The sequence below is a fragment of the Streptomyces sp. 3211.6 genome, assembly GCF_003634815.1.
Lineage (GTDB): Bacteria > Actinomycetota > Actinomycetes > Streptomycetales > Streptomycetaceae > Streptomyces > Streptomyces katrae_A.
This window is the reverse complement of record NZ_RBXC01000001.1, coordinates 4848371-4873914: the sequence shown is the minus strand read 5'-3', so window position 1 is coordinate 4873914 and position 25544 is coordinate 4848371. Positions and strand designations below refer to the sequence as shown.

General features: G+C 74.7%; 20 protein-coding genes. 6 read left to right on the top strand and 14 right to left on the bottom strand.

All coding sequences use genetic code 11. The features are described from left to right. The first annotated feature begins 5 nt into the window (after positions 1-5). Positions 6-509 (top strand): carboxymuconolactone decarboxylase family protein, encoded by a 504-nt coding sequence (locus BX286_RS22630; RefSeq protein WP_121016159.1) that lies wholly within the window; start codon positions 6-8, stop codon positions 507-509. A gap of 30 nt (positions 510-539) precedes the next feature. Here the strand turns inward: BX286_RS22630 and BX286_RS22625 are convergent, their stop codons facing one another. The 6 genes from BX286_RS22625 to BX286_RS22600 form a co-directional block, all read right to left on the bottom strand. After that, positions 540-1823 carry a hypothetical protein gene (locus BX286_RS22625; protein WP_121016157.1) on the bottom strand — a complete coding sequence of 428 codons (1284 nt, stop codon included), beginning with the start codon at positions 1821-1823 and terminating at the stop codon, positions 540-542. Between the two features lie 3 nt (positions 1824-1826). Beyond that, positions 1827-2198: a hypothetical protein gene (locus tag BX286_RS22620; RefSeq protein ID WP_079429381.1), complete on the bottom strand. Its 372-nt coding sequence runs from the start codon at positions 2196-2198 to the stop codon at positions 1827-1829. Beyond that, positions 2188-4002 (bottom strand): hypothetical protein, encoded by a 1815-nt coding sequence (locus tag BX286_RS22615; protein WP_079429380.1) that lies wholly within the window; start codon positions 4000-4002, stop codon positions 2188-2190. The genes BX286_RS22620 and BX286_RS22615 overlap by 11 nt, the downstream gene beginning before the upstream one ends. 136 nt (positions 4003-4138) lie before the next feature. Beyond that, positions 4139-5128, bottom strand: coding sequence for a malate dehydrogenase (locus tag BX286_RS22610; RefSeq protein WP_079429379.1), 990 nt, complete (start codon positions 5126-5128; stop codon positions 4139-4141). A gap of 320 nt (positions 5129-5448) precedes the next feature. Next, positions 5449-6000 carry a DUF3017 domain-containing protein gene (locus BX286_RS22605; protein WP_121016155.1) on the bottom strand — a complete coding sequence of 184 codons (552 nt, stop codon included), beginning with the start codon at positions 5998-6000 and terminating at the stop codon, positions 5449-5451. Then, positions 5990-6850 (bottom strand): bifunctional methylenetetrahydrofolate dehydrogenase/methenyltetrahydrofolate cyclohydrolase, encoded by an 861-nt coding sequence (locus tag BX286_RS22600; RefSeq protein WP_079429377.1) that lies wholly within the window; start codon positions 6848-6850, stop codon positions 5990-5992. Before BX286_RS22600 ends, BX286_RS22605 begins: the two co-directional genes overlap by 11 nt. 252 nt (positions 6851-7102) lie before the next feature. On the opposite strand from BX286_RS22600, the gene BX286_RS22595 reads away from it, so the two are divergent. Next, a complete protein-coding gene (locus BX286_RS22595) occupies positions 7103-7852 on the top strand; it encodes an RDD family protein (RefSeq protein WP_079429376.1) in 750 nt (249 codons plus the stop codon). 84 nt (positions 7853-7936) lie between these two features. On the opposite strand, the gene purH is transcribed toward BX286_RS22595, so the two are convergent. Continuing rightward, entirely contained in the window at positions 7937-9514 is a 1578-nt protein-coding gene (gene purH / locus BX286_RS22590) for a bifunctional phosphoribosylaminoimidazolecarboxamide formyltransferase/IMP cyclohydrolase (protein WP_079429375.1), read from the bottom strand. After that, positions 9511-10134 (bottom strand): phosphoribosylglycinamide formyltransferase, encoded by a 624-nt coding sequence (gene purN, locus BX286_RS22585; RefSeq protein ID WP_079429374.1) that lies wholly within the window; start codon positions 10132-10134, stop codon positions 9511-9513. Before purN ends, purH begins: the two co-directional genes overlap by 4 nt. A gap of 248 nt (positions 10135-10382) precedes the next feature. Between purN and BX286_RS22580 the strand changes: the two genes are divergently transcribed. Beyond that, a complete protein-coding gene (locus BX286_RS22580; RefSeq protein WP_079429373.1) occupies positions 10383-11000 on the top strand; it encodes a hypothetical protein in 618 nt (205 codons plus the stop codon). A 173-nt stretch (positions 11001-11173) separates the two neighbouring features. Here the strand turns inward: BX286_RS22580 and BX286_RS22575 are convergent, their stop codons facing one another. After that, positions 11174-12946 carry a DUF6350 family protein gene (locus BX286_RS22575; RefSeq protein WP_148710291.1) on the bottom strand — a complete coding sequence of 591 codons (1773 nt, stop codon included), beginning with the start codon at positions 12944-12946 and terminating at the stop codon, positions 11174-11176. A gap of 124 nt (positions 12947-13070) precedes the next feature. Here BX286_RS22575 and BX286_RS22570 point away from each other — a divergent pair, with 124 nt between their 5' ends. Further along, the gene (locus tag BX286_RS22570) at positions 13071-14660 is read left to right on the top strand and encodes a helix-turn-helix domain-containing protein (RefSeq protein ID WP_121016151.1); all 1590 of its coding nucleotides are present in this window, start codon (positions 13071-13073) and stop codon (positions 14658-14660) included. Positions 14661-14743: 83 nt separating this feature from the next. Here the strand turns inward: BX286_RS22570 and sucD are convergent, their stop codons facing one another. The 5 genes from sucD to BX286_RS22545 all read right to left on the bottom strand — a co-directional run bounded on the left by sucD (position 14744) and on the right by BX286_RS22545 (position 21880). Beyond that, on the bottom strand, positions 14744-15634 hold the full coding sequence (gene sucD, locus BX286_RS22565) for a succinate--CoA ligase subunit alpha (protein WP_079429370.1): 891 nt from the start codon (positions 15632-15634) through the stop codon (positions 14744-14746). 21 nt (positions 15635-15655) lie between these two features. Next, positions 15656-16834: an ADP-forming succinate--CoA ligase subunit beta gene (gene sucC, locus BX286_RS22560; RefSeq protein WP_079429369.1), complete on the bottom strand. Its 1179-nt coding sequence runs from the start codon at positions 16832-16834 to the stop codon at positions 15656-15658. Positions 16835-17099: 265 nt separating this feature from the next. Continuing rightward, a complete protein-coding gene (locus BX286_RS22555; protein ID WP_079429368.1) occupies positions 17100-18257 on the bottom strand; it encodes a VWA domain-containing protein in 1158 nt (385 codons plus the stop codon). A gap of 216 nt (positions 18258-18473) precedes the next feature. Further along, a complete protein-coding gene (locus BX286_RS22550) occupies positions 18474-20777 on the bottom strand; it encodes a DUF5682 family protein (protein WP_121016149.1) in 2304 nt (767 codons plus the stop codon). Next, positions 20774-21880: an AAA family ATPase gene (locus tag BX286_RS22545; protein ID WP_079429366.1), complete on the bottom strand. Its 1107-nt coding sequence runs from the start codon at positions 21878-21880 to the stop codon at positions 20774-20776. The genes BX286_RS22550 and BX286_RS22545 overlap by 4 nt, the downstream gene beginning before the upstream one ends. A gap of 134 nt (positions 21881-22014) precedes the next feature. Between BX286_RS22545 and BX286_RS22540 the strand changes: the two genes are divergently transcribed. Beyond that, positions 22015-23355 (top strand): SWIM zinc finger family protein, encoded by a 1341-nt coding sequence (locus BX286_RS22540; RefSeq protein ID WP_100863046.1) that lies wholly within the window; start codon positions 22015-22017, stop codon positions 23353-23355. Between the two features lie 299 nt (positions 23356-23654). After that, positions 23655-25223, top strand: coding sequence for a DUF5691 domain-containing protein (locus BX286_RS22535; protein WP_100863047.1), 1569 nt, complete (start codon positions 23655-23657; stop codon positions 25221-25223). Positions 25224-25544 lie beyond the last annotated feature (321 nt).

The following is a 25544-nucleotide window of genomic DNA, read 5'->3' as shown; positions in this document are numbered from 1 at the left end:
GGCCCATGAGCAACGAAACGAAGACCACGGAACTGGCCGCCGAGCACACCCCCCGCATGGAGCTGTTCAAGCTCGCCCCGGAGGCGTACAAGGCGGCCGTCGCCCTGGAGATCGCCTCGAAGAAGGGCCTGGACCCGGCCCTCGTCGAGCTGGTCAAGATCCGCGCCTCGCAGATCAACCACTGCGCGTTCTGCCTGGACATGCACACCAAGGACGCCCTCGCGGCGGGCGAGAGCGTCGAGCGGATCATCCAGCTCAGCGCCTGGGAGGAGTCGCGCCACTTCTACACGGAGAAGGAGGTGGCGGCGATCGAGCTGACCGAGGCCGTCACCGTGCTGACGGACGGTTTCGTCCCGGACGAGGTGTACGAGAAGGCCGCCAAGCACTTCGAGGAGGCCGAGCTGGCGCAGCTGATCATGGCCATCACCATGATCAACGTGTGGAACCGGATCGCCGTCACCACCCGGATGGTCCCCGGGCACTACACCCCGGCTTCGGTCAAGCACTGACGCCCGCCCTCCCGCCGGCCGGCCGGGCGGTCAGTCCGGCCGGAAGGAGTCCGCGGCCGCCGTCAGGTTCGCGCGGGTCCTCGTGGCGTCGCCGGCCGGACCGGCCGCCAGCAGGGCCCACCGGTTGCCGTCCGGGGTGGTGACGATCCGCTCCATGCCCCGGCGGCGGCCGTGGGACTCCGCGCTGTCGTACTCGTACACCAGCTCGCAGTCGGAAACGGCGACGGGTTCGACGGACACCTGCCGGTAGGCGGGGGTGTTGTCGCCGAGCCGCTGGGAGGACATCCGCAGCAGGTCGCAGGAGCCGGTGGAGGCGGGCTCGCTGATCCGGAAGATCTGGAGCAGCGCGCTGCGGTCGCCGCCCGGCGGCCGGTAGAAGGCCCCGTTGCCCTGTTCGTCGTGGCTGGGCCCCCAACCGGCGGGGACGGCGACCGAGAAGCCGTCCCCGCTGCGCACCACCGTGAACCCGGGGGGCGCCGAAGGGCTCGGGGAGCCGCTGGGGGTGGGCCCGGCGGTTGACGGGGCGCCCGTGGAGGGCGTGCCGGGCGCCGGGGTGGCGGAGGCGGATGCCGAAGGGGCCGGCGGGCGTGCGTCGGCGGGGTCGTCCTTGCCGCCGAGCAGCATCCACGCCGCGACGGAGGCTCCGCCGACGACGGCCGCGACCACCCCGACCAGCAGCGGGGCCCGCCACTTCCCGGCCTGCCCGGCCTCCTGGTGCGGGGGCTCGGGCACGGGCGGAAGCGGAGGCCACGCCGTCTGGTACCCGGGGGCGGGCTGCGGCGGCAGCGGCGGGAGGCCCGCCCCGGAGGCGGGGCGGGTGTTCCACCCCTGCTGGGCGGGCTGCTCGTACCACTCGGGGGCGGGGCCGGGCCCGGCCCCGGCGACCTGGGTGACGTCCTCGGAGCCCGCCGGGGCGCCGGGCTGCGCGGGACGTCCGTAGTCGGCCGGCCACCCCGGACGCGCGGGGCCGCCCGCCTCCTCGCCGCCCGCCCGCTGCGGCCGCTCGGGCGGCTGCGCCGGGGCGTGCGGCTCCGGCCGGGCGGCGCCCGGCGGGGCCGTGGGCGGGGCCGGCGGCACGGGCGGGCGGGAGTGCTCCGGGCCGGCCGGGCGCTCCGGGCCGGCCGCCGGCTCCGGCCGGGCGGGATCCGGCGGGGCCGTGGGCGGGGCCGGCGGGACGGGCGGGCGGGAGTACTCCGGCCGGCCGGGGTGCTCCGGAGCGGCCGCGGGGTCCGGAGCACCCGGGCGTTCCGGCTCCGGGCCCGGTTCCCAGCGCTGCGTGCGCGGGTTCCACCAGGTGTCGTCGGGCGAGGACACCGCTCAGCCCCCCAGCGAGGCCAGCAGCCCGGCCAGTGCCGTGGCCGCGCTCACCGTCTCCACCAGCGGGGCCCACCGTTCCAGCGCTCCGCGCAGCCGCGCGGCCACCCCGGGCCGGATCTCCCCCGGCTGTTCCAGGTCGGCGGCCGCGTCCTCCAGTTCCGCGTCCAGCTCCCCGCGCCCGCTGCTGCGCGGCATCTGCACGAGTTCGACGCGCAGTGCGCGTACGGCCCTCAGCAGTTCCTCGCGGCTGGGCGGCCGGTCCTCCGGGGCGCCGTTGTGGACGGTGTTGGTGTTGTTGCTGCCGCCGATGCTGAAGGCGGCGTTGCTCACGTTGCCGATGTGGACCGGGCTCTCGTCGCCGTTACTTCCCACCGCTGCTCCCCTTGCCGCTCGTACCGCTCCCGGCGGTGTTGTGGTGGCCGGTGCCGCCGACGCTGAACGCGCTGTTGCTCACCGACTGGATGAAGGTGGCGCCCTCCGCCACGTGGACCGCGCGCTGCGCGAACTCCTCGGTGTGCCACCCCGCTTCGTGCAGGGCGACGGTGACCCCGTGGACCACCCGGTCCTGAATGGTCTTCAGGTACCGGTCGAGGTCCATCAGCTGGAACAGCGAGCCGTCCTCGTCCGCGCCGATCTCCCGCGCCGACAGCCGCGGCCCTTCCGGAAGGAGGCCGTCGTGGCGGCCGGTGACGACCTGCCACCAGGTCACGAGGGCCCGCAGGAGGCTGGAGGAGGAGCGCCAGAAGGAACCGGGCGTCTCGGCAAGGGCCTCGATCGCCTTCCCGTACCAGGCCTTGCTCAGGTAGCGCCGCGCGTCCGCGTCGGCGTTCTGGAAGAGGGTGCGCACGGGCAGCAGCACGTGCGGGGCCACCTCCAGCATCATCATGCCGCCCTGCGTGTGGACCCGTACGAACACGCTGACGACGAGGTTCTCGTCCCAGCCGCCGACCCGGATGCGCAGGAAGTGCCTGCGCAGCTCGCCGCCCTCCTCCACGGAGCCCTGGCGGTGGCCCGGGTACTGCTCGCGCGCCGAGCGGGCCCTGTCGCGGTGCGGCAGCCCGGCGACCGGCAGGAACACGCACTCGTCGACGACCAGCTCGCGCAGCCGGTCCCGGACGTCCGCCTGTGCCTGGAGCGAGCCGTGCAGGGACGGCACGCGCAGGGCGTGGAGCAGCGGCACGATGCGCCGCACGATCTCGGCGTTGGTGACGGGCTGCGGCTCGCGGCCGGCCCCCAGGTCCTCGCGGGGGCGCAGTTCGACGGACAGCTGCCAGGCCCGGTACCCCTCGCCCGCCCCCAGGAAAGGGCTGGTGGTGTTGTACATGATCAACGGGGCGTGCTGCTCGTCCAGGATCCGGTCGCGGACCCGGCCGAAGCGCGGGTTCTGCGTGACGGGATCGCCCGTCCGGCCGGCGTAGGCGCGCTGGTCCAGCTCCCTGGAGATGATGCGGGAGACGTACACGCGCCGGAGCGCGATCAGGGTGGCGATGCCCGCGAACACGAGGAGGGTCAGCCACAGGAAGAGGGGCGAGGAGTCGCCGACGCCGCTCGAACCGCGGCCGGCGCCGAGCCCGCCCGAGCCGCCGAAGTCGTCGAACCCGCCCGCACCGCCGGAGCCCCCGAATCCGGTGCCGCCGCCGGACCCGCCCTCCTGCATCCAGCCGCCGAACGCGTACCTCAGGGACCGGCCCAGCTCACCGCCGTCGGTCCAGGCCATCCAGAACAGGAAGAGGGTGCCGAGCAGCACCAGCCAGCCGAGGACCCGGGGGAACACCGACAGGAAGCGCATCCAGGGGTCCGGCCGGTCGCGGAGCCAGTTGGCGAAGCCCAGCAGCAGGAAGGGGCCGAGCAGCAGGGAGATCAGCCCGCTGGTCAGCGGGATCCCCACGAGCCAGGCGCCGATGATCCCGGCCGACCAGGCGAGCTCGACGCGCCGGGCGCGGAGCGCGTGGGCCAGGACCCGGGTGGCGTCGAAACCGTACGAGGGGGCGGCGATCCGCTCCTCGTGGACGTACAGCTCGTCGATCACCCGGTCGCGGAACGTGCCGTCGAGGTAGGTCCCCGCGCACAGGAGGCGGCCGGCCTCGCTTGTGGAGGGGTGGACCGGTGGGCGGCCGTTGCGCGGGTCCACCGGGGTGCTGCCGCCGGACTGAGGGGGAATCAGGTGGTCGGTCACCGGGCGACCTTATTTGCCCCCTACATGAACCGATAGGCCAATTCACGCCAAAGCGCCCCGGCCAGGTTTGACCGGGGCGCAAGGGTGTTCGCGGTGATCAGGCGAAGGGGTGAACCGCCTGATCAGCGCGGGTGGATCAGATCAGGCCGAGCCCGCGGACCGCGTCGCGCTCCTCGACGAGCTCCGCCACGGAAGCGTCGATGCGCTTGCGGGAGAACTCGTTGATGTCCAGGCCCTGGACGATCTCGTACTTGCCGTCCTTGCAGGTGACGGGGAAGGAGGAGATCAGGCCCTCCGGGACGCCGTAGGAGCCGTCCGAGGGGATGCCCATGGAGGTCCAGTCGCCGGCCGCGGTGCCGTTGACCCACGTGTGGACGTGGTCGATGGCGGCGTTGGCGGCGGAGGCGGCCGAGGACGCGCCACGGGCCTCGATGATCGCGGCGCCGCGCTTGGCGACGGTCGGGATGAAGGTCTCGGCCAGCCACTGCTCGTCGTTGACGACCTCGGCGGCGTTCTTGCCGGCGATCTCCGCGTGGAAGATGTCCGGGTACTGGGTCGCCGAGTGGTTGCCCCAGATGGTGAGGCGCTTGATCTCGGTGAGGTCGGCACCCGTGCGCTGAGCGAGCTGCGAGACGGCGCGGTTGTGGTCCAGGCGGGTCATCGCGGTGAAGCGCTCGGCCGGTACGTCCGGGGCGGCGGCCTGCGCGATGAGCGCGTTGGTGTTGGCCGGGTTGCCCACGACCAGGACCTTGATGTCGTCCGCGGCGTGCGCGTTGATCGCGGCGCCCTGCGGCTTGAAGATGCCGCCGTTGGCGGAGAGCAGGTCACCGCGCTCCATGCCCTTGGTGCGCGGGCGGGCGCCCACGAGGAGGGCGACGTTGGCGCCGTCGAAGCCCTGGTTCGGGTCGTCGAAGATGTCGATGCCCTTGAGCAGCGGGAAGGCGCAGTCGTCGAGCTCCATGGCGGTGCCCTCGGCGGCCTTCATGCCCTGCGGGATCTCCAGGAGGCGGAGCTTGACCGGCACGTCCGCGCCGAGCAGGTGGCCGGACGCGATGCGGAAGAGCAGGGCGTAACCGATCTGGCCGGCTGCGCCGGTCACGGTGACATTCACGGGAGTGCGGGTCATGGCCTTCTCCGTTAGACAGCTGGCGGTGGGGCGTCCCCGCCCCGTGTGCTGGTTCCCAAGTACTGGGGAGGACGCCACTTCCCTGTCCTGCGAATCTTGACGTGAAGAGACATCCGCCCGTCAGGCTATCCGACCCGAGGGGTCCCCAACCCCCCGGACCCTGTGGTCCACGGCACATGACCCCAGGGTTCGAAGGTACGAGCCCACCCACGACCTGTACTCCAGCCGGGGGAACCGCCTTCCCCAGGCCCCTTCGAGGGCACGGGGACGCCGCGCCGCGCCGCGCCGCACGGATCCCCGGCGGCGCGGCGGACGTCCCGTCAGCGGACGGTGAAGCGGACCGCGGTCTCCAGGAACGGCAGGTGCAGCACCGGCTTCGGCTCCATCACCAGCGCCAGCAGCGTGATCGCCACGCCCAGCACCCCGTACGTGACCATGTCGGTGAACCGGGAGCGCACCGCGAGCATCCCCACCGAGGGCAGGGCGCGCCGCAGCACCGCGGCCCCGATCAGGGCGACGCCGATGACGAGGCAGCCGACGCGCGGGTGCCCCATCGCCGTGGTCAGCAGCCCGACGGCGGTGGCGGCGAGGACGCTGAGCATCGGCCACTGGCGGGCGGGCGTGGACACGGCACCGGGGATGGCGCGGCCGGCGCCCTCGGGGCGGGCGGTGTCCTGGGTGACGGCAGGGAACCGCCGGGACTTCGCCACCGCCCGGGCGGGGGCACCGGCCGCCGCGCCGACGGCGGCCCGGTCCGTACCCCCCGCGGCGCGGGCACCGGGCCGGCCCGTCCCGCCGGTCCCGTCGGCCGGGCCGGCCGTGCCGGTCCCTCCGGCCTCCCCGGTCCCGTTCGTGTCGTGCTCAGCCCGCACTGCCGGCCCGCTCCGCCGCCTCGACCACGTTCACCAGCAGCTGCGCCCGGGTCATCGGCCCGACACCGCCCGGGTTCGGGGAGATCCAGCCCGCCACCTCGGCCACGCCCGGGTGGACGTCCCCGACGATCTTGCCGTTCTCGTCGCGGCTGACGCCGACGTCGAGGACGGCCGCGCCCGGCTTGACGTCCTCCGGCTTCACCAGGTGCGGGACGCCCGCCGCCGCCACGACGATGTCCGCCTGGCGCAGCAGCCCGGCGAGGTCGCGGGTACCGGTGTGGCACAGGGTCACCGTGGCGTTCTCGGACTTGCGGGTGAGCAGCAGCCCGATGGAGCGCCCCACGGTGATGCCGCGGCCCAGGACGACCACGTGCGCGCCGTTGATCTCGACGCCGTGGTGGCGCAGGAGTTCGACGATCCCGTACGGGGTGCAGGGCAGCGGGCCCTGCACGCCGAGCACCAGGCGGCCGAGCGAGGTCGGGTGCAGCCCGTCGGCGTCCTTGGCCGGATCCATCAGCTCCAGCACGCGGTTGGTGTCGATGCCCTTGGGGAGCGGCAGTTGGACGATGTAGCCGGTGCACGCCGGGTCGTCGTTCAGCTCGCGCACGACCGCCTCGATCTCCTCCTGGGAGGCCGTGCCGGGCAGTTCGCGGCGGATGGAGGTGATGCCGACCTCCGCGCAGTCCTTGTGCTTGCCGTTGACGTACCAACGGCTGCCCGGGTCGTCGCCGACGAGCAGGGTGCCGAGGCCGGGGGTGACGCCCCGCTCCTTCAGCGCCGCCACCCGGGCGGTCAGTTCGGATTTGATCGCGGCCGCGGTGGCCTTGCCGTCGAGAATCTGGGCGCTCATGAGGGCATCCTTCCGGATGGGGCGGCCCGGCTTCCACTCGGGCGGAGGCCGGAACGTGCTCTTCATTGCACTTGCACAACAAGTCTGGCCCGGCTTTGCAACCAACTGGACAAGGCCACTGCGGTCCCACCACGATGACGGACAGCAAGACGATCGCAATGAGTGCCGCGGGCAGTGCCGGGGGGCGTACCGCAGAAGCAAGTGTCCTCCAGCGTGCCGTGCGTCCCCGCACTTCACGGAGGAAAGACCCAGATGAGCTTCGGCGACCCGAACAACCCCTACGGGCAGCAGCAGCCGCCGCAGGGCCAGCCCGGCTACGGCTACCCGCAGCAGGCCCCGCAGGGCGTCCCGCCGCAGGGCCAGCCCGGCTACGGCTACCCGCAGCAGCCGCCGCAGCAGCCGTACGGCGTTCCTCCCCAGGCGCCCGGCACGCTCCAGGCCAACAACGGCTACATCAACGTCGCGGGCCTCGGCACCGTGCAGGTCGCCACGATGGGCCGCCGCTTCGGCGCCCGCGTGATCGACGGCCTGATCATCGGTGTCCTGTACTTCATCCTGAGCTCCGTGGTGTTCGCGGGCGCCTTCGGCGCGGCCAGCGACATCAAGGACTGCACGGGCATCGACCCGACGTCCCCGGAGTACAGCACCTGCCTCCACGAGGCGTCGACCCAGGCCGGCGAGGCCGCCGGCGGCATCTTCGCGGCCTTCTTCGGCGGTCTGCTCATCCTCGGTCTCGCCACCCTGCTCTACGAATGGCTGATGATCGCGTTCGTGGGCGCCACCGTCGGCAAGATGGCCCTCGGCCTGAAGGTCGTCAAGGAGAACACGGGTCAGGTCCCGGGCATCGGCGGCGGCTTCATCCGCTGGATCATCCCGATGGTCGGCTCTTTCCTCTGCGGCATCGGCCAGCTCCTGGTCTACCTCTCCCCCTTCTTCGACAACTCGGGCAAGCTCCAGGGCTGGCACGACCGTGCCGCGGGCACGATCGTCGTCAAGAAGTAAGCGACAGGCAGCAGACACCGTTCACGGCGAAGGCCGCCACCCGCTGGTGCGGGTGGCGGCCTTCGCCGTATCCGTGTCCGCGCCTCAGTGGAAGAAGTGGCGCGTACCGGTGAAGTACATGGTCACGCCCGCCTTCTTCGCGGCCTCGACGACCAGCTCGTCACGGACCGACCCGCCCGGCTGGACGACGGCCTTGACACCGGCGGCGGTCAGGATCTCCAGCCCGTCGGGGAAGGGGAAGAACGCGTCCGAGGCCGCGTACGAGCCCTGCGCCCGTTCCGCGCCGGCCCGCTCGACCGCCAGCTTCGCGGAGTCGACCCGGTTGACCTGGCCCATGCCGACGCCGACCGAGGCGCCGTCCTTGGCCAGCAGGATCGCGTTGGACTTGACGGCGCGGCAGGCCTTCCAGGCGAAGGCGAGCTCGGCCAGCTCCTCGGCGGAGAGGGCGTCGCCGGTGGCCAGGGTCCAGTTCGCCGGGTCGTCGCCCTCGGCCTGGAGCCGGTCGGTGACCTGGAGCAGCGCACCGCCGTCGATCGGCTTGACCTCGACGGGGTTGGAGGGGGCGCCCTCGGCCCGCAGCACGCGGATGTTCTTCTTGCGGGCGAGCACCTCGACGGCGCCGTCCTCGTACGCCGGGGCCACGATGACCTCGGTGAAGATCTCGGCGACCTGCTCGGCCAGCTCCACCGTCACCGGGCGGTTGACGGCGATGACGCCGCCGAACGCGGAGAGCGGGTCGCAGGCGTGCGCCTTGCGGTGCGCCTCGGCGACGTCGGCACCGGTCGCGATGCCGCACGGGTTGGCGTGCTTGATGATCGCGACGCAGGGGTCGGCGTGGTCGTACGCGGCCCGGCGCGCGGCGTCGGTGTCCGTGTAGTTGTTGTACGACATCTCCTTGCCGTGCAGCTGCTCCGCCTCGGCCAGGCCGCCGGTGCCGTCGACGTAGAGCGCGGCGCCCTGGTGCGGGTTCTCGCCGTAGCGCAGCACGTTCTTCCGCCCGTACGTGGCACCCAGGAAGTCGGGGAAGCCGGAGTCGTCGGCGGCGGCGTAGTCGTCGGCGAACCAGGAGGCCACGGCCACGTCGTACGCGGCGGTGTGCTGGAAGGCCTCGGCCGCGAGCCGCTTGCGGGCCGCGAGGTCGAAACCGCCGCCCTGGGCCGCCGCGAGGACGTCGGCGTAACGGGCCGGGCTGGTGACGACGGCGACCGACGGGTGGTTCTTGGCGGCGGCGCGGACCATCGACGGGCCGCCGATGTCGATCTGCTCGACGCACTCGTCCGGGGTGGCGCCGGAGGCGACGGTCTCCCGGAAGGGGTACAGGTTGACGATCACCAGGTCGAAGGGCTCCACGCCCAGCTCGGCGAGCTGGCGCTGGTGGTCCTCCAGGCGCAGGTCGGCGAGGATGCCGGCGTGCACGCGCGGGTGGAGGGTCTTGACCCGGCCGTCGAGGCACTCGGGGAAGCCGGTCAGCTCCTCGACCTTGGTGACGGGCACACCGGCCGCGGCGATCTTCGAGGCGGTGGAGCCGGTCGAGACGAGCGCGACGCCCGCCTCGTGCAGGCCGCGGGCCAGGTCTTCCAGTCCCGTCTTGTCGTAGACACTGACGAGCGCACGGCGGATCGGCCGCTGGGTCGCAGCCGTCGTCGTTTCGTTGGCGGTCACTGGATTGTTACCTTTCGTCCCTCAATGCGGTAGCCGTGCCGGGCCAGGCGCCCCACGACGTCGACGAGCAGCTGACGCTCGACTTCCTTGATGCGCTCATGGAGCGCGGCTTCGTCCTCCCCGTCCAGGACCTCCACGACACCCTGGGCGATGATCGGGCCGGTGTCCACGCCGCTGTCCACGAAGTGGACCGTGCAGCCGGTGACCTTCGCCCCGTACGCGAGGGCGTCCCGTACCCCGTGCGCGCCGGGGAAGGCCGGGAGGAGGGCGGGGTGGGTGTTGATGAACCGGCCGCCGAAGCGGTCGATGAAGTTCTTGCCGACGATCTTCATGAACCCCGCGGAGACCACGAGGTCCGGCGCGTACGCGTCGGTCTGCTCGGTGAGGGCGGCGTCCCACTCCTCACGGCTCCCATATGCCTTGACCGGGCACACGAAGGTCGGGATCCCCGCCTTCTCGGCCCGTTCCAGACCGGCGATGTTCTCGCGGTCGGCCCCGACGGCGACGACCTCGGCACCGAAACCCTCGGCTCCGCCGGGGTGGGCGTCGATGGCGTCGAGCAGGGCCTGGAGGTTGGTGCCGGAGCCGGAAACCAGCACGACCAGGCGGGAGGCGGCCATGGGAGGCCCTTTCTCACAGGATTTTCGACGTTGGTCTTGTGTGGTCATACGAAACTTCGGGGTACCGATATACGGGGAACCATACGAAGCCACCGACCGCCTGCAACGATACCGGCACACGGGACCGCCCCCGAGGGACGGGGGGACGGGCGGGCGGTAGCGTCTGGCGTACAAGCCGCACGACCCGGCGCACGCCGGGTCACGACGTCCACGACTCCGTCCACGCCACAGGGGAAGTAAGCCACTAGATGCCGGACCGCCGTCAGCCCGACCCCTCCACCGACGACAACCCCTTCGCGGCGCCCCCGGAGGGCCGGCCCGACCAGCCGTGGCAGCCCCGGCAGCCGCAGCGCCCGCGCGACGGCGGCGGCCCGTCGGGGCCGTCGGGCCCGTCCGGCCCGAACCCCGGCCAGGAGCCCGGGGGGCCGGCCCGGTGGGACCCGATGGACCCGGTCCAGCGGCGGGCGCGGTACGCGATGCTCGCGGGCATGTGGGGGTTCTTCTTCGGGATCTTCGGGATCCCGTCGGTGGGTCTGCTGCTGGGCGCCCTGGCGATGTACTGGGGGATCAGCGCGCTGCGGGGCCGCCCCGCGACCCCGGCCGACCCCGCGAAGGGCACCCCGGCCCGGCCGGGCGGCCTCTCCGCCCTCGGCCCGGCGGCCCGGCCGCAGCGGGCGGCGGCGATCAGCGGGCTCGTCTCGGCGACGCTGGCCCTGCTGCTGGCCGGCACCTCGTACGGGCTGCAGCTGGCGTACAAGGACTTCTACGTCTGCCGCGAGGACGCGCTGACGCAGACGGCCGAGCTCCAGTGCAACACCCTCCTCCCGGACAACGTGGTGGGCAACGTCCTGAAGGTCCAGCGCTGACCGTCCGCGTCCCCGCTGCGCGGGGCACCCTCCCCGCCCGTTCCCCAGGGCTCCGCCCCGGCCCACATTCAGCCCCGCCGGCGATTGAGGCGCGGGGTCCGGGGCGGAGCCCCGGGGAACGGGCGAAGGGCGGGGCGGGGAGACGGCTCCGCGCAGCGGCCCCCCGGCCCCGCTCAGCCCTCCGGACGCCGCCGCACGAGCACCCGCGCCCCCACCACCCCCGGCGCCAACACCCCGCCCTCCGCCACGCCCTGACCGCCCGGAACCTCCGCGGCACCGCCGACCGACTCTCCGCCCGGCCCCGCCGAAACCCCGGGAGCCTGCGGAACACCCGGAGCGCCCGGGGCGGCTGGAGCCGTCGCGGCGGACGGAGCACCCGGCCCGGACGAAACCCCGGTGGCCGCCGGAACCGCCGCCGGCCCCGGAGCGCCCGGAGCCCCCGCTGCGTCCGGAGCAACCGGAGCCCCCGGGGCAGCCGGAGGCGGAGGGGCAGCCGGAGGCGGAGGGGCAGCCGGAGGCGGAGGGGCAGCCGGAGGCGGAGGGGCGGTCGGAGGCGGAGGGGTCCCGGGGGCAGGGGGGACCAGGGGGAGGGCCGCCTCCTTCAGCGCCGCCCACCTCAGCTCCCGCACCCCGGAGTCGTGCCACGCATCCCCCGCACCCCCGCCCGCCGGCCGGTTCCGTACCCCGTGCACCCCCACCGCCACCGGCACCGCCAGCACCAGCACCCACCCCGCCGCCGCGGCCCCCGTCTGCCACCACACCGGCCCGAACGCCGCCAGCGCCCGCGTCCCCAGCGCACCCGCCGACGCCGCCGCCAGCCCGGCCATCGCCAGCCCGCACACCACCGCCCCCAGCGCCGCCGTCAGCGCGGTCTCCCCGTACGAGACCTCCCGGGCCCGCCGCACCGCGAGCCACCCCACCACCAGCCCCGCCGCCACCGGCACCCCGGCCGCCGCCCACGTCAGCGGCGTCCCCGGCCCCTCCGGCGGCAGCGCCGCCAGCAGCGGGAACCTCGGCAGCGCCGCCGCCCCCTCGAAGCCCAGCGGCGTGGCCGTCGCCCCCGTCCCCACCGCGAACCCGGGCCCCAGCCCGTACGCCGCGCCCCACACCGCCGCGTTCGGCACCAGGGTCACCGCCAGCAGCAGCACCGCGAACCGCCCCGACCACACCCCGGTCAGCGTCAGGAACGAGGACTGCACCTCCCCCGCGTGCCACACCAGCGACGCCCCGACCAGCACCGTGCCACCGCCCAGCAGGACGAGCACCCCCGCCGCCCCCGACCGCAGCGCCAGCGCGTACCGCGGCCGGGCCGCCGCCCTGCGCACGGCTCCCGGGACCCAGCCCGGCAGCGGCCCGGCCGGCCGCCCCTTCGCCGTCCACACCCCGGCGCCCGCCGCGAACACCGCCACCAGCGGCAGGTGCCAGGCGGCGCTGATCGGGTCCGCGGGCATCGGGCCGCCCGCCGCGTACAGCGTGGCCAGCGCGCCCACCCCGAGGTAGCCGCAGAGCACGGCGGAGAACACCGCGCTCGCCGGCAGCACCTCCTCGGACTCCGCCTCCACCCCGACGCCGACGCCCACGCCGACCCCGGAGGCACTGCCCAGCCGCGCCGCCCGCCGCATCAGCAGCACGGGCAGCGCCACCAGCAGCAGCGGTGTCACCCCGACGGGCGCGGGCACCCCGGACAGGGTGTCGTAGCGGACGAGTTCGGTCCCGTGGGCCATCAGCCACAGTCCGGCGGCGAGGTGCAGCGCCCCGCCGGGGCCGCTGTCGGGATAGGGGGAGCTGATCCACAGCACGATCACGAGCACGGCCAGGAAGCCGAGCCCCAGTCCGGCGGCCACGGCGCCGCCGAGCACACAGGCCGCCGCCGCGGGTGAACGGCGCGGCGCCCGGGCCTGCGGGGCCGCCGGCAAAGGGGCCCCGCGTTCGATCACTTGGGTCACACCGTCATGGTGCCAACGACACGCGCTATGGGTGGGTAACAGGCGATTGTCCGTTGTGTCGCCCAATATACGTTTATGTACTTTATCGCCCAGTGCTGTGCTGCCAGGTCGCGGGGAGTGTGACATGACGCCAGACGTCGAGACGGGCTCCGGCTCGGAGCGGGGCCTGCCGCCCCCCAAAGAGCGGCGCCGGCTGCGCGAGTCGGGCGAACTGACGCACGAACAGGTCGCGACGGAGCTGGGGGTCAGCCCCGGCACCGTCCGCTCTTGGGAAACGGGCCGCACGGAGCCGGGTGCGCGCACGCGTGCCGCGTACGCAGACCTGCTGGACCGTCTCGCGCGCGCGGGCGCGAACCGCTCCGCAGGCCCGAACACCCGGCCCGGACGCGCCGCGAAACGCGCCCCGAAGCCCCCTTCCACCCCGCCCCGCCCCACGACCCGCCCCCACTTCCCCACCACCCCGGAACCCACCGCCCCGGAAGCCACCGCCCCGGTACGGGACGCCCCGGAACCCGCCGCCCCGGTGCGGGACGCCTCGGTGCGGGACGCCTCGGCGGAGCCGACGGCGCCGGAGCCGGCCGCGGCCGAGACCCCCGCACCGCACCCCGGGCCCCCGCTGCCCGCAGCGGTCACCCCGGTGCCCACCGCCCCACCGGCGCCGCCCGCGCCCGCCCCCGGCCCGCCGCAACCCGCGCCGGCACGCGCCGCTGCGGACGTCCCGCAGCCGGCCGCCGACGCCCCGCCCGACCCCGCGACGGGCGGTGCGGCGTCCGCCGGGCACGGCGGCACCGGCCCGCACCCCGAGCCGCCCGCCCGAGTCCCCGCGGACACCGGGCCCGGGGCGGACCCCGGCCGGCCGGCGCCCGGCAGGGCGGGGCGGGTGGTGCGGCCGCGGGGGCCCGCCGAGGCGTTCGACTCGCTCTACGCCTACTCCGCCCCCGCACTCGTCCGCCAGGTCTACCTGCTGACGGGCCGTCGCAGCCTCGCGCAGGAGTCCGTGGAGCGGGCGTTCCGTCAGGCCTGGGCGCAGTGGCCCGAGGTGGCCACCGACCCCGATCCCGTCGGCTGGGTCCGCGCCGCCGCGTACGAGTACGCGCTCTCCCCCTGGCGGCGGCTGCGCCGCGCCCACCGGGCCCTCGGCCGCCCCGACAAGGCCCCGGCCGACCCCAACGACCGCATCCTGCTGGGCGCCCTCCTCGCCCTGCCGCCCGCGCACCGCCGGACCGTGCTGCTCTACGACGGCGTCGGCCTCGACCTGCCCGACACGGCCGCCGAGACCGAGGCCAGCACCCCCACCACCGGCAACCGGCTGCTCCACGCCCACGCCGACCTCGCCGCCCGGCTCCCCGGGCTGGCCGGCGTGCCCCCGCAGGAGCAGTCGGCCGTGCTGCGCGAATGGCTCGGCGCGGTGCGGCCCGCCGTACCGCTGGAGCCGCCGCCGGCGGCCACCGTCCGCACCCTCAGCGAATACCGCGCCCGCCGCTGGGCGCGGGCCGCGCTCGTGCTGACGGCGGTGATCGCCGCCACCACCGGGTACACCACCGTCACCGCGCCGGACCACTACGTGGCACCGGTCCCGGCCGGCGTCAGCGTCTCCGGGGTCCCGCCGCTCAGCGGTCCGCCGAGGCTGACCGAGACCAGCCGGGTCCTGCAGGACAAACTCCGCGACCATCCCGCCGCCGGCCCCCGCCGGATCCACCCGACGCTGGAGTGACCGGGCGGCCCGGGCCGTGAAAAAGGGCGTGGCCCGCACCCCGAGGGGTGCGGGCCACGCCCGTACGTCCGTACCGCTACCGCTTACTTCGCGCCTTCGAGGATCTCGCGCGCGAGCTTGGCCGTCTCGGTCGGCGTCTTGCCGACCTTGACGCCGGCGGCCTCAAGGGCCTCCTTCTTGGCCTGTGCGGTGCCAGAAGAGCCGGAGACGATGGCGCCGGCGTGGCCCATGGTCTTGCCCTCGGGGGCGGTGAAGCCCGCGACGTAGCCGACGACCGGCTTGGTGACGTTCTTCGCGATGAAGTCCGCCGCACGCTCCTCGGCGTCGCCGCCGATCTCGCCGATCATGACGATGAGCTCGGTCTCCGGGTCGGCCTCGAAGGCCTCCAGGGCGTCGATGTGCGTGGTGCCGATGACCGGGTCGCCACCGATGCCGACGGCGGAGGTGAAGCCGATGTCGCGCAGCTCGTACATCATCTGGTAGGTCAGCGTGCCGGACTTGGACACGAGACCGATCTTGCCGGGCTTGGTGATGTCGCCCGGGATGATGCCGGCGTTGGACTGGCCGGGGGTGATCAGACCCGGGCAGTTCGGGCCGATGATGCGGGTCTTGTTGCCCTTGGCGGTCGCGTACGCCCAGAAGGCGGCGGAGTCGTGCACCGCGATGCCCTCGGTGATGACGACGACCAGCGGGATCTCGGCGTCGATGGCCTCGATGACGGCGCCCTTGGCACCGGCCGGCGGGACGAAGACGACGGAGACGTTGGCGCCCGCCTTCTCCATCGCCTCGGCGACCGTGCCGAAGACCGGGACCTCGGTGCCGTCGAAGTCGACGGTGGTGCCGGCCTTGCGCGGGTTGGTACCGCCGACGATGTTGGTGCCGTCAGCCAGCATCAGCTTGGTGTGCTTCATGCCCGTGGCACCGGTCATGCCCTGGACGATGACCTTGCTGTCCTTGTTGAGGAAGATAGCCATGTGAGTCTGTGACCTCTGCCCTTACTTCGCAGCCGCGAGCTCGGCGGCCTTGTCGGCCGCGCCGTCCATGGTGTCCACGCGCTGCACCAGCGGGTGGTTGGCGTCCGAGAGGATCTTGCGACCCAGCTCGGCGTTGTTGCCGTCGAGGCGGACGACCAGCGGCTTGGTGACCGCCTCGCCCCGGTCCTCGAGCAGCTGCAGCGCCTGGACGATGCCGTTGGCGACCTCGTCACACGCGGTGATGCCACCGAAGACGTTGACGAACACGGACTTGACGTCCGGGTCGCCGAGGATGATCTCGAGGCCGTTGGCCATGACGGCGGCGGAGGCGCCACCGCCGATGTCGAGGAAGTTGGCGGGCTTGACGCCACCGTGGTTCTCACCGGCGTACGCGACGACGTCGAGGGTGCTCATGACGAGACCCGCGCCGTTGCCGATGATGCCGACCTCACCGTCGAGCTTGACGTAGTTGAGGTTCTTCGCCTTGGCGGCGGCCTCGAGCGGGTTCGCGGCCGCGTGGTCCACGAACTCCTCGTGGCCCGGCTGGCGGAACTCGGCGTTCTCGTCCAGGGAGACCTTGCCGTCGAGGGCGATGACCTCGCCGGAGGCGACCTTGGCGAGCGGGTTGACCTCGACGAGGAGCGCGTCCTCGGCGATGAAGGTCTGCCACAGGGTCACGAGGACCTCGGCGACCTTCTCGGCGACCTCGGCCGGGAACTTCGCCAGGGCGACGATCTCGCGGGCCTTCTCGATCGTGACGCCCTCGTTGGCGTTGACCGGGACCTTCGCGAGCTTCTCCGGGGTCTCCGCGGCGACCTGCTCGATGTCCATGCCGCCGGCGACCGAGGCCATGGCCAGGAAGGTGCGGTTGGTGCGGTCGAGCAGGTAGGAGACGTAGTACTCCTCGACGATCTCGGGAGCGGTCTCCGCGATCATCACCTTGTGGACCGTGTGGCCCTTGATGTCCATGCCCAGGATGTCCGTCGCGCGGGCGACGGCCTCGTCCGGGGTGGAGGCGAGCTTGACGCCGCCGGCCTTGCCGCGGCCGCCGACCTTCACCTGGGCCTTGACGACCGACTTGCCGCCCAGCTTCTCGGTGGCCTCGCGAGCCGCCTCAGGCGTGTCGATCACTTCACCGGCCAGCACCGGTACACCGTGCTTGGCGAAGAGGTCCCTCGCCTGGTACTCGAACAGGTCCACGCGCGTCCGTCCCTTGTCTTAAAGATTCGCAGTGATTCGCGGTTTGTCTGCTATCTGCGTGGGCGTGCCGCGGAGGGCAACGTGACGGCGCTGTCACTGGGGAGGCGCACACGGTGACCGTGGACGCGGCATGTCCGTCTCGCAGGTTATCCCCGAGGGCCGTAGGACCCTAAATCACAGATCACACCTGAGCGGTGATACCTGTCACAGATCGCCTCACCGCGGAACTGCATGTTCGTGTGATCCGCCGATTCACGGCAGCCCCTCAGGGCACCGGCAGGGGACGCTTCTCCAGCGCGGCCGCCATCACCTCCGGGAACAGGTCGGGCGTGCAGGCGAAGGCGGGGGCGCCGAGCGCGGCGAGGGCCGCGGCGTGCTCCCGGTCGTAGGCGGGGGCGCCCTCGTCGGACAGCGCGAGCAGGGCCACGAACTCCACGCCGGCCGCCTTCATCGCGGCGACCCGCTTCAGCATCTCGTCGCGTATGCCGCCCTCGTAGAGATCACTGATCAGGACCACGACCGTGTCGGCAGGACGGGTGATCTTGGACTGGCAGTAGGCCAGCGCACGGTTGATGTCCGTGCCGCCGCCGAGCTGGGTGCCGAAGAGGACGTCCACCGGATCGTCGAGCTGGTCGGTCAGGTCGGCCACCGCCGTGTCGAACACGACCAGGCGGGTGGCGATCGACCGCATGGAGGCCAGGACGGCCCCGAAGACGGAGGCGTAGACGACCGAAGCCGCCATCGAGCCCGACTGGTCGATGCAGAGCACCACCTCCTTCTTCACGGCCTGCGCGGCCCGCCCGTAGCCGACCAGCCGCTCGGGCACGACCGTGCGGTACTCGGGGAGGTAGTTCTTCAGGTTCGCGCGGATCGTCCGGTCCCAGTCGATGTCCCGGTGCCGGGGGCGGCTGGTCCGGGCCGAGCGGTCGAGCGCCCCCGAGAGGGTGGCGCGGGTCCGGGCGGCAAGGCGCTTCTCCAGCTGCTCGACCACCCTGCGGACCACGGCCCGCGCCGTCTCCTTCGTGGTGTCGGGCATGGCCTTGTTCAGCGACAGCAGGGTCCCGACCAGGTGCACGTCGGGCTCGACGGCCTCCAGCATCTCCGGCTCCAGCAGCAGGGCGGACAGGCCCAGCCGCTCGATCGCGTCCCGCTGCATGACCTGCACCACCGGGACGGGGAAGTAGGTACGGATGTCCCCGAGCCACCGCGCCACCCTCGGGGCGGAGGCGCCGAGCCCGGCCGACCGCTCCCCCGGCCCCTTGCCGTCGCCGCCCCCGCCGTAGAGCGCCGCCAGCGCCCCGTCCATCGCCGCGTCCCGCCCGCTCAGCGCCCGCCCGGTGCCGTCGGCCTCGCCGCCGCCGAGCACCATCCGCCACCGCCGCAGCCGCTCGCCTCCGGCGGTTTCCGTGCCTGTCTCCGTCATCTGCCGATCCCCTTTCACTCGTTGCCGTGTGCACCGCTGGGCGGGGCCGTCTCCCCGCCCCGCCCTTCACCCGTTCTCCGGGGCTCCGCCCCGGACCCCGTTGCGCTCATTCGCGGCGCCGGAATCCAGCCCCGCCGGCGTCTGAGGCGCGGGGGGAGGGTCTGGGGGGGTAGGGGAACCGGCCCCGGGCCGCCCGGCCGGGGCAGGGCCCGTCCCCTACCGCCCGGCCAGGGCAAGGTCGGGCGCCCCCAAGAGGAGCCGGGCCACCTCCGCCGCCGCAGACGCGCGGGCCGGGTCCAGGTCGGGGGCGAAGCCCTCGGGGGCCGGGGCGGCGCCGGTGGGTATGCCCCGCGGGCCCGGACCGCGGCGGGCCAATTCGCCCAGGGTGCGCTTCACGCCCGGCTCGTACGCCCCGAACGTCCGCCGCAGCAGCGGCAGTACGTCGATGAAGGCGCCCTCCGGGACCGACACCAGCCACGCGTCGACCAGGCCCAGCAGCCGCTCGTCGTGGACCAGCAGCGTCCCGCCGCCGGAGCCGCCCGCGAACCCCTCGATCCAGCCCGCCGCGTCGGCCGGGGAGGCCGCCGGGGACAGTGCCAGCCCCATCAGCCGGGCCGTCTCCGCGGCCGGGAGCCGCCCTTCGTCCAGCAGCAGCCGCACGGCCCGGCCGCGTATCAGCCCGGGCACGCTGTCCCGCCCGGCCAGCTGCCGCAGCACCGCCGACCAGCGCTCCCGCAGCCCCCCGTCCGCGTCGGACAGCAGGGCGACCGCCCCGTGCACCCCGTCCAGGTGGCCCCGCAGCTCCGCCGCCCCGTCGGCGTCGAGCCCGGCCGCGCAGGCCGGGGGGAGGGCCACGCAGATCCGCTCGGCCAGCCCGGCCGCGACCGTCCCGAGCGCCGCCGAGTCCGTGCCCCGTACGTCCCCGTACCGCAGGGAACGGGCCAGCGCGGGCAGCGCCTTGGCGAGCCGCGCCACATCGGTGTCCAGCGCCGCCAGGTCGGCCAGTGCCCGCAGCACGGCGGGCAGCGCCTGCGACAGCCCGGCCAGCAGGCACCGTTCCGCCAGGGCCGTGACCTCCCCCAGCTCCGCCGCGGCCGCCGCCTCGGCCGCGGCCTTGGCGGTGGCCGCGCCGAGGACGGTGGTGCCCCAGACGCCCGCCTCGGCGACCCGCACCGACAGCTCGGGCTCCCAGCGCAGCCGCCAGGTCTCCCGGAAGGTGCCCGTCCCGGCCCGGGAGGGGGCGGGCACGCCCCAGTCCACCCCGAGCATCCGCAGCCGGTGCAGCAGCAGGGACTTGGCCGCGTCGCCGTCTTTGCGCAGGTCCAGCTCCAGCTCCCGCTCGCGGGCCTCCGCCTTCAGCCGCAGCGAGCGCTGCCGGCGGGTGAGGTCCCGCTGGAGCGGTACCGCGGGCGCCGCGTCCGGGACCTCCCCGAGCACGTCCCCGACGACGAGGCGGTCCTCGACCAGCGCGAGCGGTACGTCCGAGCCGTCGCACATCACCGCCCGCACCGCCTCCAGCGTCTCGCCGAGCCCGGGCACCGGCCGGCCCCGGACGGCCGCCAGGGTCTCGGCCAGCCGGACCGCCTCGATGACATGGGACGGGGAGACCTGCAGGTCCTCCTCCCGCAGCAGCCCGGCCACCTTGGTCAGCCACCGCTCGACGGGCCGGTCCCGGGAGGCGAAGAGGTGCGCGTACCAGCCGGGCGAGGTGACGCCCGCGCCGTATCCGCCGGCCCGGGCGAGCCTGCGGTGGGTCCAGGGCACCCAGGTGGTCTCCACCTTGGTCCGGGGCAGCCCGGCGAGCAGGGCCCGGTCGGCCGCGACCGTCGTCCTGGCGCGGAGCGCCGGAACGTGCCAGGCGCCGCACACCACGGCGTAGTCCTCGCCGAACTCCCGGCGGGCGGCCCGCATCCGCTGCCGCATGTGGGCCTCGCGCACCAGGTCGCGGGGACGGCCGCCGTCCCCGTAGGTCTCGCGCAGGGCGCCCATGGCCTCCTCCAGGGCCCCGAAGGCGGCCAGCGGGTCCCGTACCGCCCCGCTGCCCCGGTGTTCGACCACGTCCTCCCACCACTGCTCCGGGTCCTCGTACCCGGCGGTCTCCGCGAGCACGGCGAGCGGGTCCAGCGGCAGGGCGCCGGCGCCGCCCCGCCCGTCGGCGTCCTGCCCGTCGGCGCCCTCCTCCTCCGGCACGGCCAGCGTGTGGGCGGCGGGGAGGTCGATGAAACGCACCGGGACCTGCCCGGCCTGGGCCCAGCGGATGGCGGCCCACTCCGGGGAGAAGGCGGCCAGCGGCCAGAACGCGGCCCGGCCCGGATCGTCCGCCGCGTGCGCGAGCAGGGCGACCGGCGGACGCATCCCCGGCTCGGCGGCCAGCGCGAGCAGCGCGTCCCCCTCGGGCGGCCCCTCGATCAGCACGGCCCGCGGCCGCGCCCGGTCCAGCGCGGCCCGCACCGCCCGGGCGGAGCCCGGTCCGTGGTGGCGGACCCCGAGCAGCAGCGGTCCGGTGCCGCCCGGCCTCATGCCGTCACCTCCCGGCAGGCACGGTAGAAGTCCTTCCAGCCCTCGCGCTCGCGGACGACCGCCTCGAGGTACTCCTGCCAGACGACCCGGTCGGCGGCCGGGTCGCGGACGACGGCGCCGAGGATGCCCGCGGCCACGTCGGAGGGGCGCAGGACGCCGTCCCCGAAGTGCGCCGCGAGGGCGAGGCCGCCGGTGACCACGGAGATGGCCTCGGCGGTGGAGAGGGTGCCGCTGGGCGACTTCACCTTCGTGCGGCCGTCGCCGGTGATCCCGTCGCGCAGCTCGCGGAAGACGGTGACGACCCGGCGGATCTCCTCCAGGCCCTCGGGCACGGCGGGCAGGTCCAGGGCGCGGCCCATCTGGCCGACGCGGCGGGCGACGATGTCGACCTCGGCGTCGGCGGTGGCGGGCAGCGGCAGGACGACGGTGTTGAAGCGGCGGCGCAGGGCGCTGGAGAGCTCGTTGACCCCGCGGTCGCGGTCGTTGGCGGTGGCGATGAGGTTGAAGCCGCGCACGGCCTGCACCTCCTGGCCGAGCTCCGGTATCGGGAGGGTCTTCTCGGACAGGACGGTGATGAGGGTGTCCTGGACGTCGGCGGGGATGCGGGTGAGCTCCTCGACGCGGGCGGTCATGCCCTGGGCCATGGCCCGCATGACGGGGCTGGGGACGAGGGCGTCGCGGCTGGGTCCGTCGGCCAGGAGTCGGGCGTAGTTCCAGCCGTAGCGGATGGCTTCCTCGGGGGTGCCGGCCGTGCCCTGGACCAGCAGGGTGGAGTCCCCGCTGACGGCGGCGGCCAGGTGTTCCGAGACCCAGGTCTTGGCGGTGCCGGGGACGCCCAGCAGGAGGAGGGCGCGGTCGGTGGCGAGGGTGGTGACGGCGACCTCGACGATCCGGCGCGGGCCGACGTACTTGGGGGTGATGACCGTGCCGTCCGCGAGCGTGCCGCCCTGGAGGTAGGTGGCCACGGCCCAGGGGGAGAGCTTCCAGCGGGCCGGGCGGGGCCGGTCGTCGGCGGCTTCCAGGGCTTTCAGTTCGTGCGCGAAGGCGTCTTCCGCGTGCGGTCGCAGTGCCTCGGTACCGGTGTCGTTCCCGTGCGTGCTCATGGTCCCCCTCCAGTGCTCGGCAGCCGCTCCCGACTGCTGTACCCACGGTGCACCACGCCACTGACAACGCCCCCTGGCCGGGGCGTCGTTGCAGGTCAGAGGGATTGTCAGTGGGGGTCTCTACGGTGGTTCACATGACTGAGCAGGGGGTCCGCTGGACGGCGGAACAGGTACTGGCTCTGGCTCCTGACGACGCGTCGCGCAAGGCGGGGGCCAGGCTGGGCGGGGCGGGTCCGTGGTCACAGACCGGAGGTTCCGCTTCCGGTGCGGTGTGGGGGGTGTGCAAGGGCAGCGGCAGTACGCCGTACCGGACGGCCGTCGATCTGGCGGGCCCCGCGTACAAGTGCTCCTGCCCGAGCCGGAAGTTCCCGTGCAAGCACGCGCTGGGACTGCTGCTGCTCTGGTCGGCGCAGGGCCTGGGCGACCCGGCCGAGGCGCCGGACTGGGCGGCGTCCTGGCTGGCGGAGCGTGCGGCGAAGGCCGCCCGCCCGACGGCCGGCCCGGTGGACGCCGAGGCGGCGCGCAAGCGGGCCGAGCGGCGCGCGGAGCGGGTCGGGGCGGGCGTCGCGGAGCTGGAGCAGCGGCTGGCGGACCTGCTGCGCGGCGGGATCGCCGGGCAGGGGCAGGCGGGGTACGCGCCGTGGGAGGAGACCGCCGCCCGGATGGTCGACGCCCAGGCACCCGGACTGGCCGCACGGGTAAGGGAGTTGGGGACAATACCCGGTTGCGGCTCCGGCTGGCCCGGCCGGATGCTTGAGGAGTTCGCGCTGCTGCACCTGCTGGACCGGGCCTGGCTGGGGGTCTCCGGACTGCCGGAGCCGCTGGCCGCGACCGTCCGGAACCGGGTGGGAGTGCCGTCCTCGGCCGAGGGGGAGACCGTCCGGGACCGCTGGCTCGTGCTCGCCCAGTACGACTCGGTGTCCCCGGACGGCCGTCTCACCACCCGCCGGACATGGCTGCGCGGGCTGGAGGGCGGACGGCCGGCGCTGGTGCTGGACTTCGGACCGCCCGGGCGGGCGCCGGGGCTGGCCCTGCCCGTCGGACTGGTGCTGGAGGCGGAAGTCCGCTTCCGGCCCGGGACGGCGGGGCTCCGGGCGGATCTGGGGGACCGTACCGCGGCCGCGGTGGCGGACCGCTCCGGGGCTCCGGCAGGGGTGGGCACCGGTGAGGCCCTGGAGGCCTACGGGGCCGCGCTGCGGGAGGACCCGTGGCTGGAGTCCTGGCCGGTGGTCCTCGGCCCGGTGATCCCGATACCGGGCGAGGCGGCCGAGGGGGGCTGGCAGCTCGCGGACGCGGAGGGGGCGTCCGCACTGCCGGTGGCCTGCGGCGGGGGCCGTCCGCGGCCCGCGCTGTGGCAGCTGGCCGCCCTCTCGGGCGGCGGCCCCGTCACGGTGTTCGGCGAGTGCGGCCACCGCGGCTTCACCCCGCTGACCGCCTGGCAGCCCGGCTCGCCCGAGCCGGTGCCGCTGGTCTGAAGCATCCGAGGAAGGACGCGAACACACCTGGAACGCAGGGGGCCTGGGGGGATCCATGCCGTCTGACAGACCGACATGGAGGACGCGGAGGCGCGGGGGCGCCGACGCGCGGACGAGGAGCCGGGGGGCTTTCATGAACGACAACCACGCCAGCTGAACGGGTTCGTGCGGCACATCCGAGGCTCCGGTCCCGCGGAGGGGGCGGGACCGGAGCCGGGCCGCACGAAGACGACGGACCGGCTGGACGACGGACCACTGGACGACGGACCACTGACGGGGACTGACGAGGGAGGGGCCGGATGGGCGAGACCGGAGAGGGATACGCGGACGGGGACTGGGAGGCACTGGTCACCGCCGCGCTGCTGGGGACCGAGCGGCGGGGCGGCACCCCGCGGGCGCTGCTCGACGCGGCGGCCGTGCAGACGCTGCGCCGCCGCGCCGGGCTGCGGCCCGCGCCGGCGGCCCGGCTGCCGGACCCCGCGCCCCGGGATCCGCGCCCGGCGCCGCCGGAAGCCGCCCGGCGGCGGCTCGCCCACCTGCTCGCCGGCCGTACGAGCGGCGGCGGCGCCGGGCGGCGGGGGGCCGCCCCGGATCTGACGGAGCTGCTCCCGCAGTGGCTGGCAGCCGCCGGGCGGCACGGCTACCGGGCTCCGTCGGCGCTGGTCCCGGCGCTGCTGGACGCGGCCCGGGCCCGCACCGACCTGCGCGCGCAGGCGCTGGCGCTGGCCGGCGCGCGGGGGCTCTGGCTGGCCCGGCTGAATCCGGAATGGCGGTTCGCGCTGCGCGGCGCGGCGGGCGGCGCCGGCGAACTGCCCGACCCCGCCGACGCGGAGGCGGTGACCCGGCTGTGGGAGGAGGGCCTGTTCGCGGAGCGGGTCGCTCTGCTGGGCGCCGTACGGGCCCGTGACGCGGCGGCGGCGACCCGGCTGCTGGCCTCCACGTGGGCCACCGAGCGGGCCGAGGACCGGCTGATGTTCCTCGACTCGCTGCGGGCCGGGCTGTCGATGGCCGACGAGCCCTTCCTGGAGGCGGCGCTGGGCGACCGCAGCCGCAACGTACGGGCGACGGCGGCGGAACTGCTGTCCGCGCTTCCGCAGTCGGCGCTGGCCGGGCGGATGGCGGAGCGGGCGCTGGCCTGCGTGGGCCCGGACGCGGTGCGGCCGCCGGCGGAGTGCGACGCGGGGATGCTGCGCGACGGGGTGGTCAAGCGGCCGCCCGCCGGGCGCGGGGAGCGGGCGTGGTGGCTCGGCCAGGTGGTGGACGCGGCTCCGCTGTCCTGCTGGCGGGAGCGGTTCGGGGGGCTGGAGCCGGCGGAGATAGTGGCGCTGCCGGTGGCCGACGGCTGGGCGGAGGAGATACACGCCGCCTGGTGCCGGGCGGCGGTGCGGCAGGGGGACGCGCAGTGGTCGAAGGCGCTGCTGGGCGCGGCATCCGCGCCGCCCGCGGCGGGGCCGGGCACGGCGTCGCTCGCGGAGCGGGCCAAGCTGCTGGAGACCCTGCCGGAGGGGGAACGGGCGCAGTGGGTCGCGGAGTTCGTGCGGGCGCACGGGCTGTCGGAGGCATTCCAGCTGCTCGGGGTCTGCCGCGTGCCGTGGGCGGGGGCGCTGGGGCGGGCGGTGGTGGACGCGCTGGACGCGGCGCGGGCCGCGGGGGGTTATCCGTGGAGCTTCAGCGGGGTGATGGGGCTGGCGGAGCGCTGCCTCGATCCGGCGGAGGCGGCCCGGCTGGAGGGCCTCACGGCCGGGGCGGCGGATGTCCCGGAGGGGGGCTCCGGGGCCTCCGCGTACTGGGCCGAGGCGTTCCAGAGGCTGGTGGCGACGCTGCGGGTACGGGCCGACATGCTCGCGGAGTTGACCCCGCCGTCCTGACGTGCCCCGTCGCCGTGACGTGCCCCGTCGGCCTTAACGGGCCCCGCCGCCGGGACAGACCCCGTCGGCCGTGACGGGCCCGGCCGCCGTGACGGACCCCGGCTGAGGACCGTCCCCCGCCTGCGGGCCGGTGCCGCTGCGCGGTGCGAGGTCCCCTACCCGCCCTTCCACCGTTCCCAGGGGCTCCGCCCCTGACCCCGCGCCTCAAACGCCGGCGAGGCTGAAAACACCCGGGCACTGCCCGCCCGGGGGGCAAGGGCCAGGGGTCTCCCCCAGGGGAGGAACGCCAGCGAGGGCTGAAACACCCGGGCGCTGCGCGCC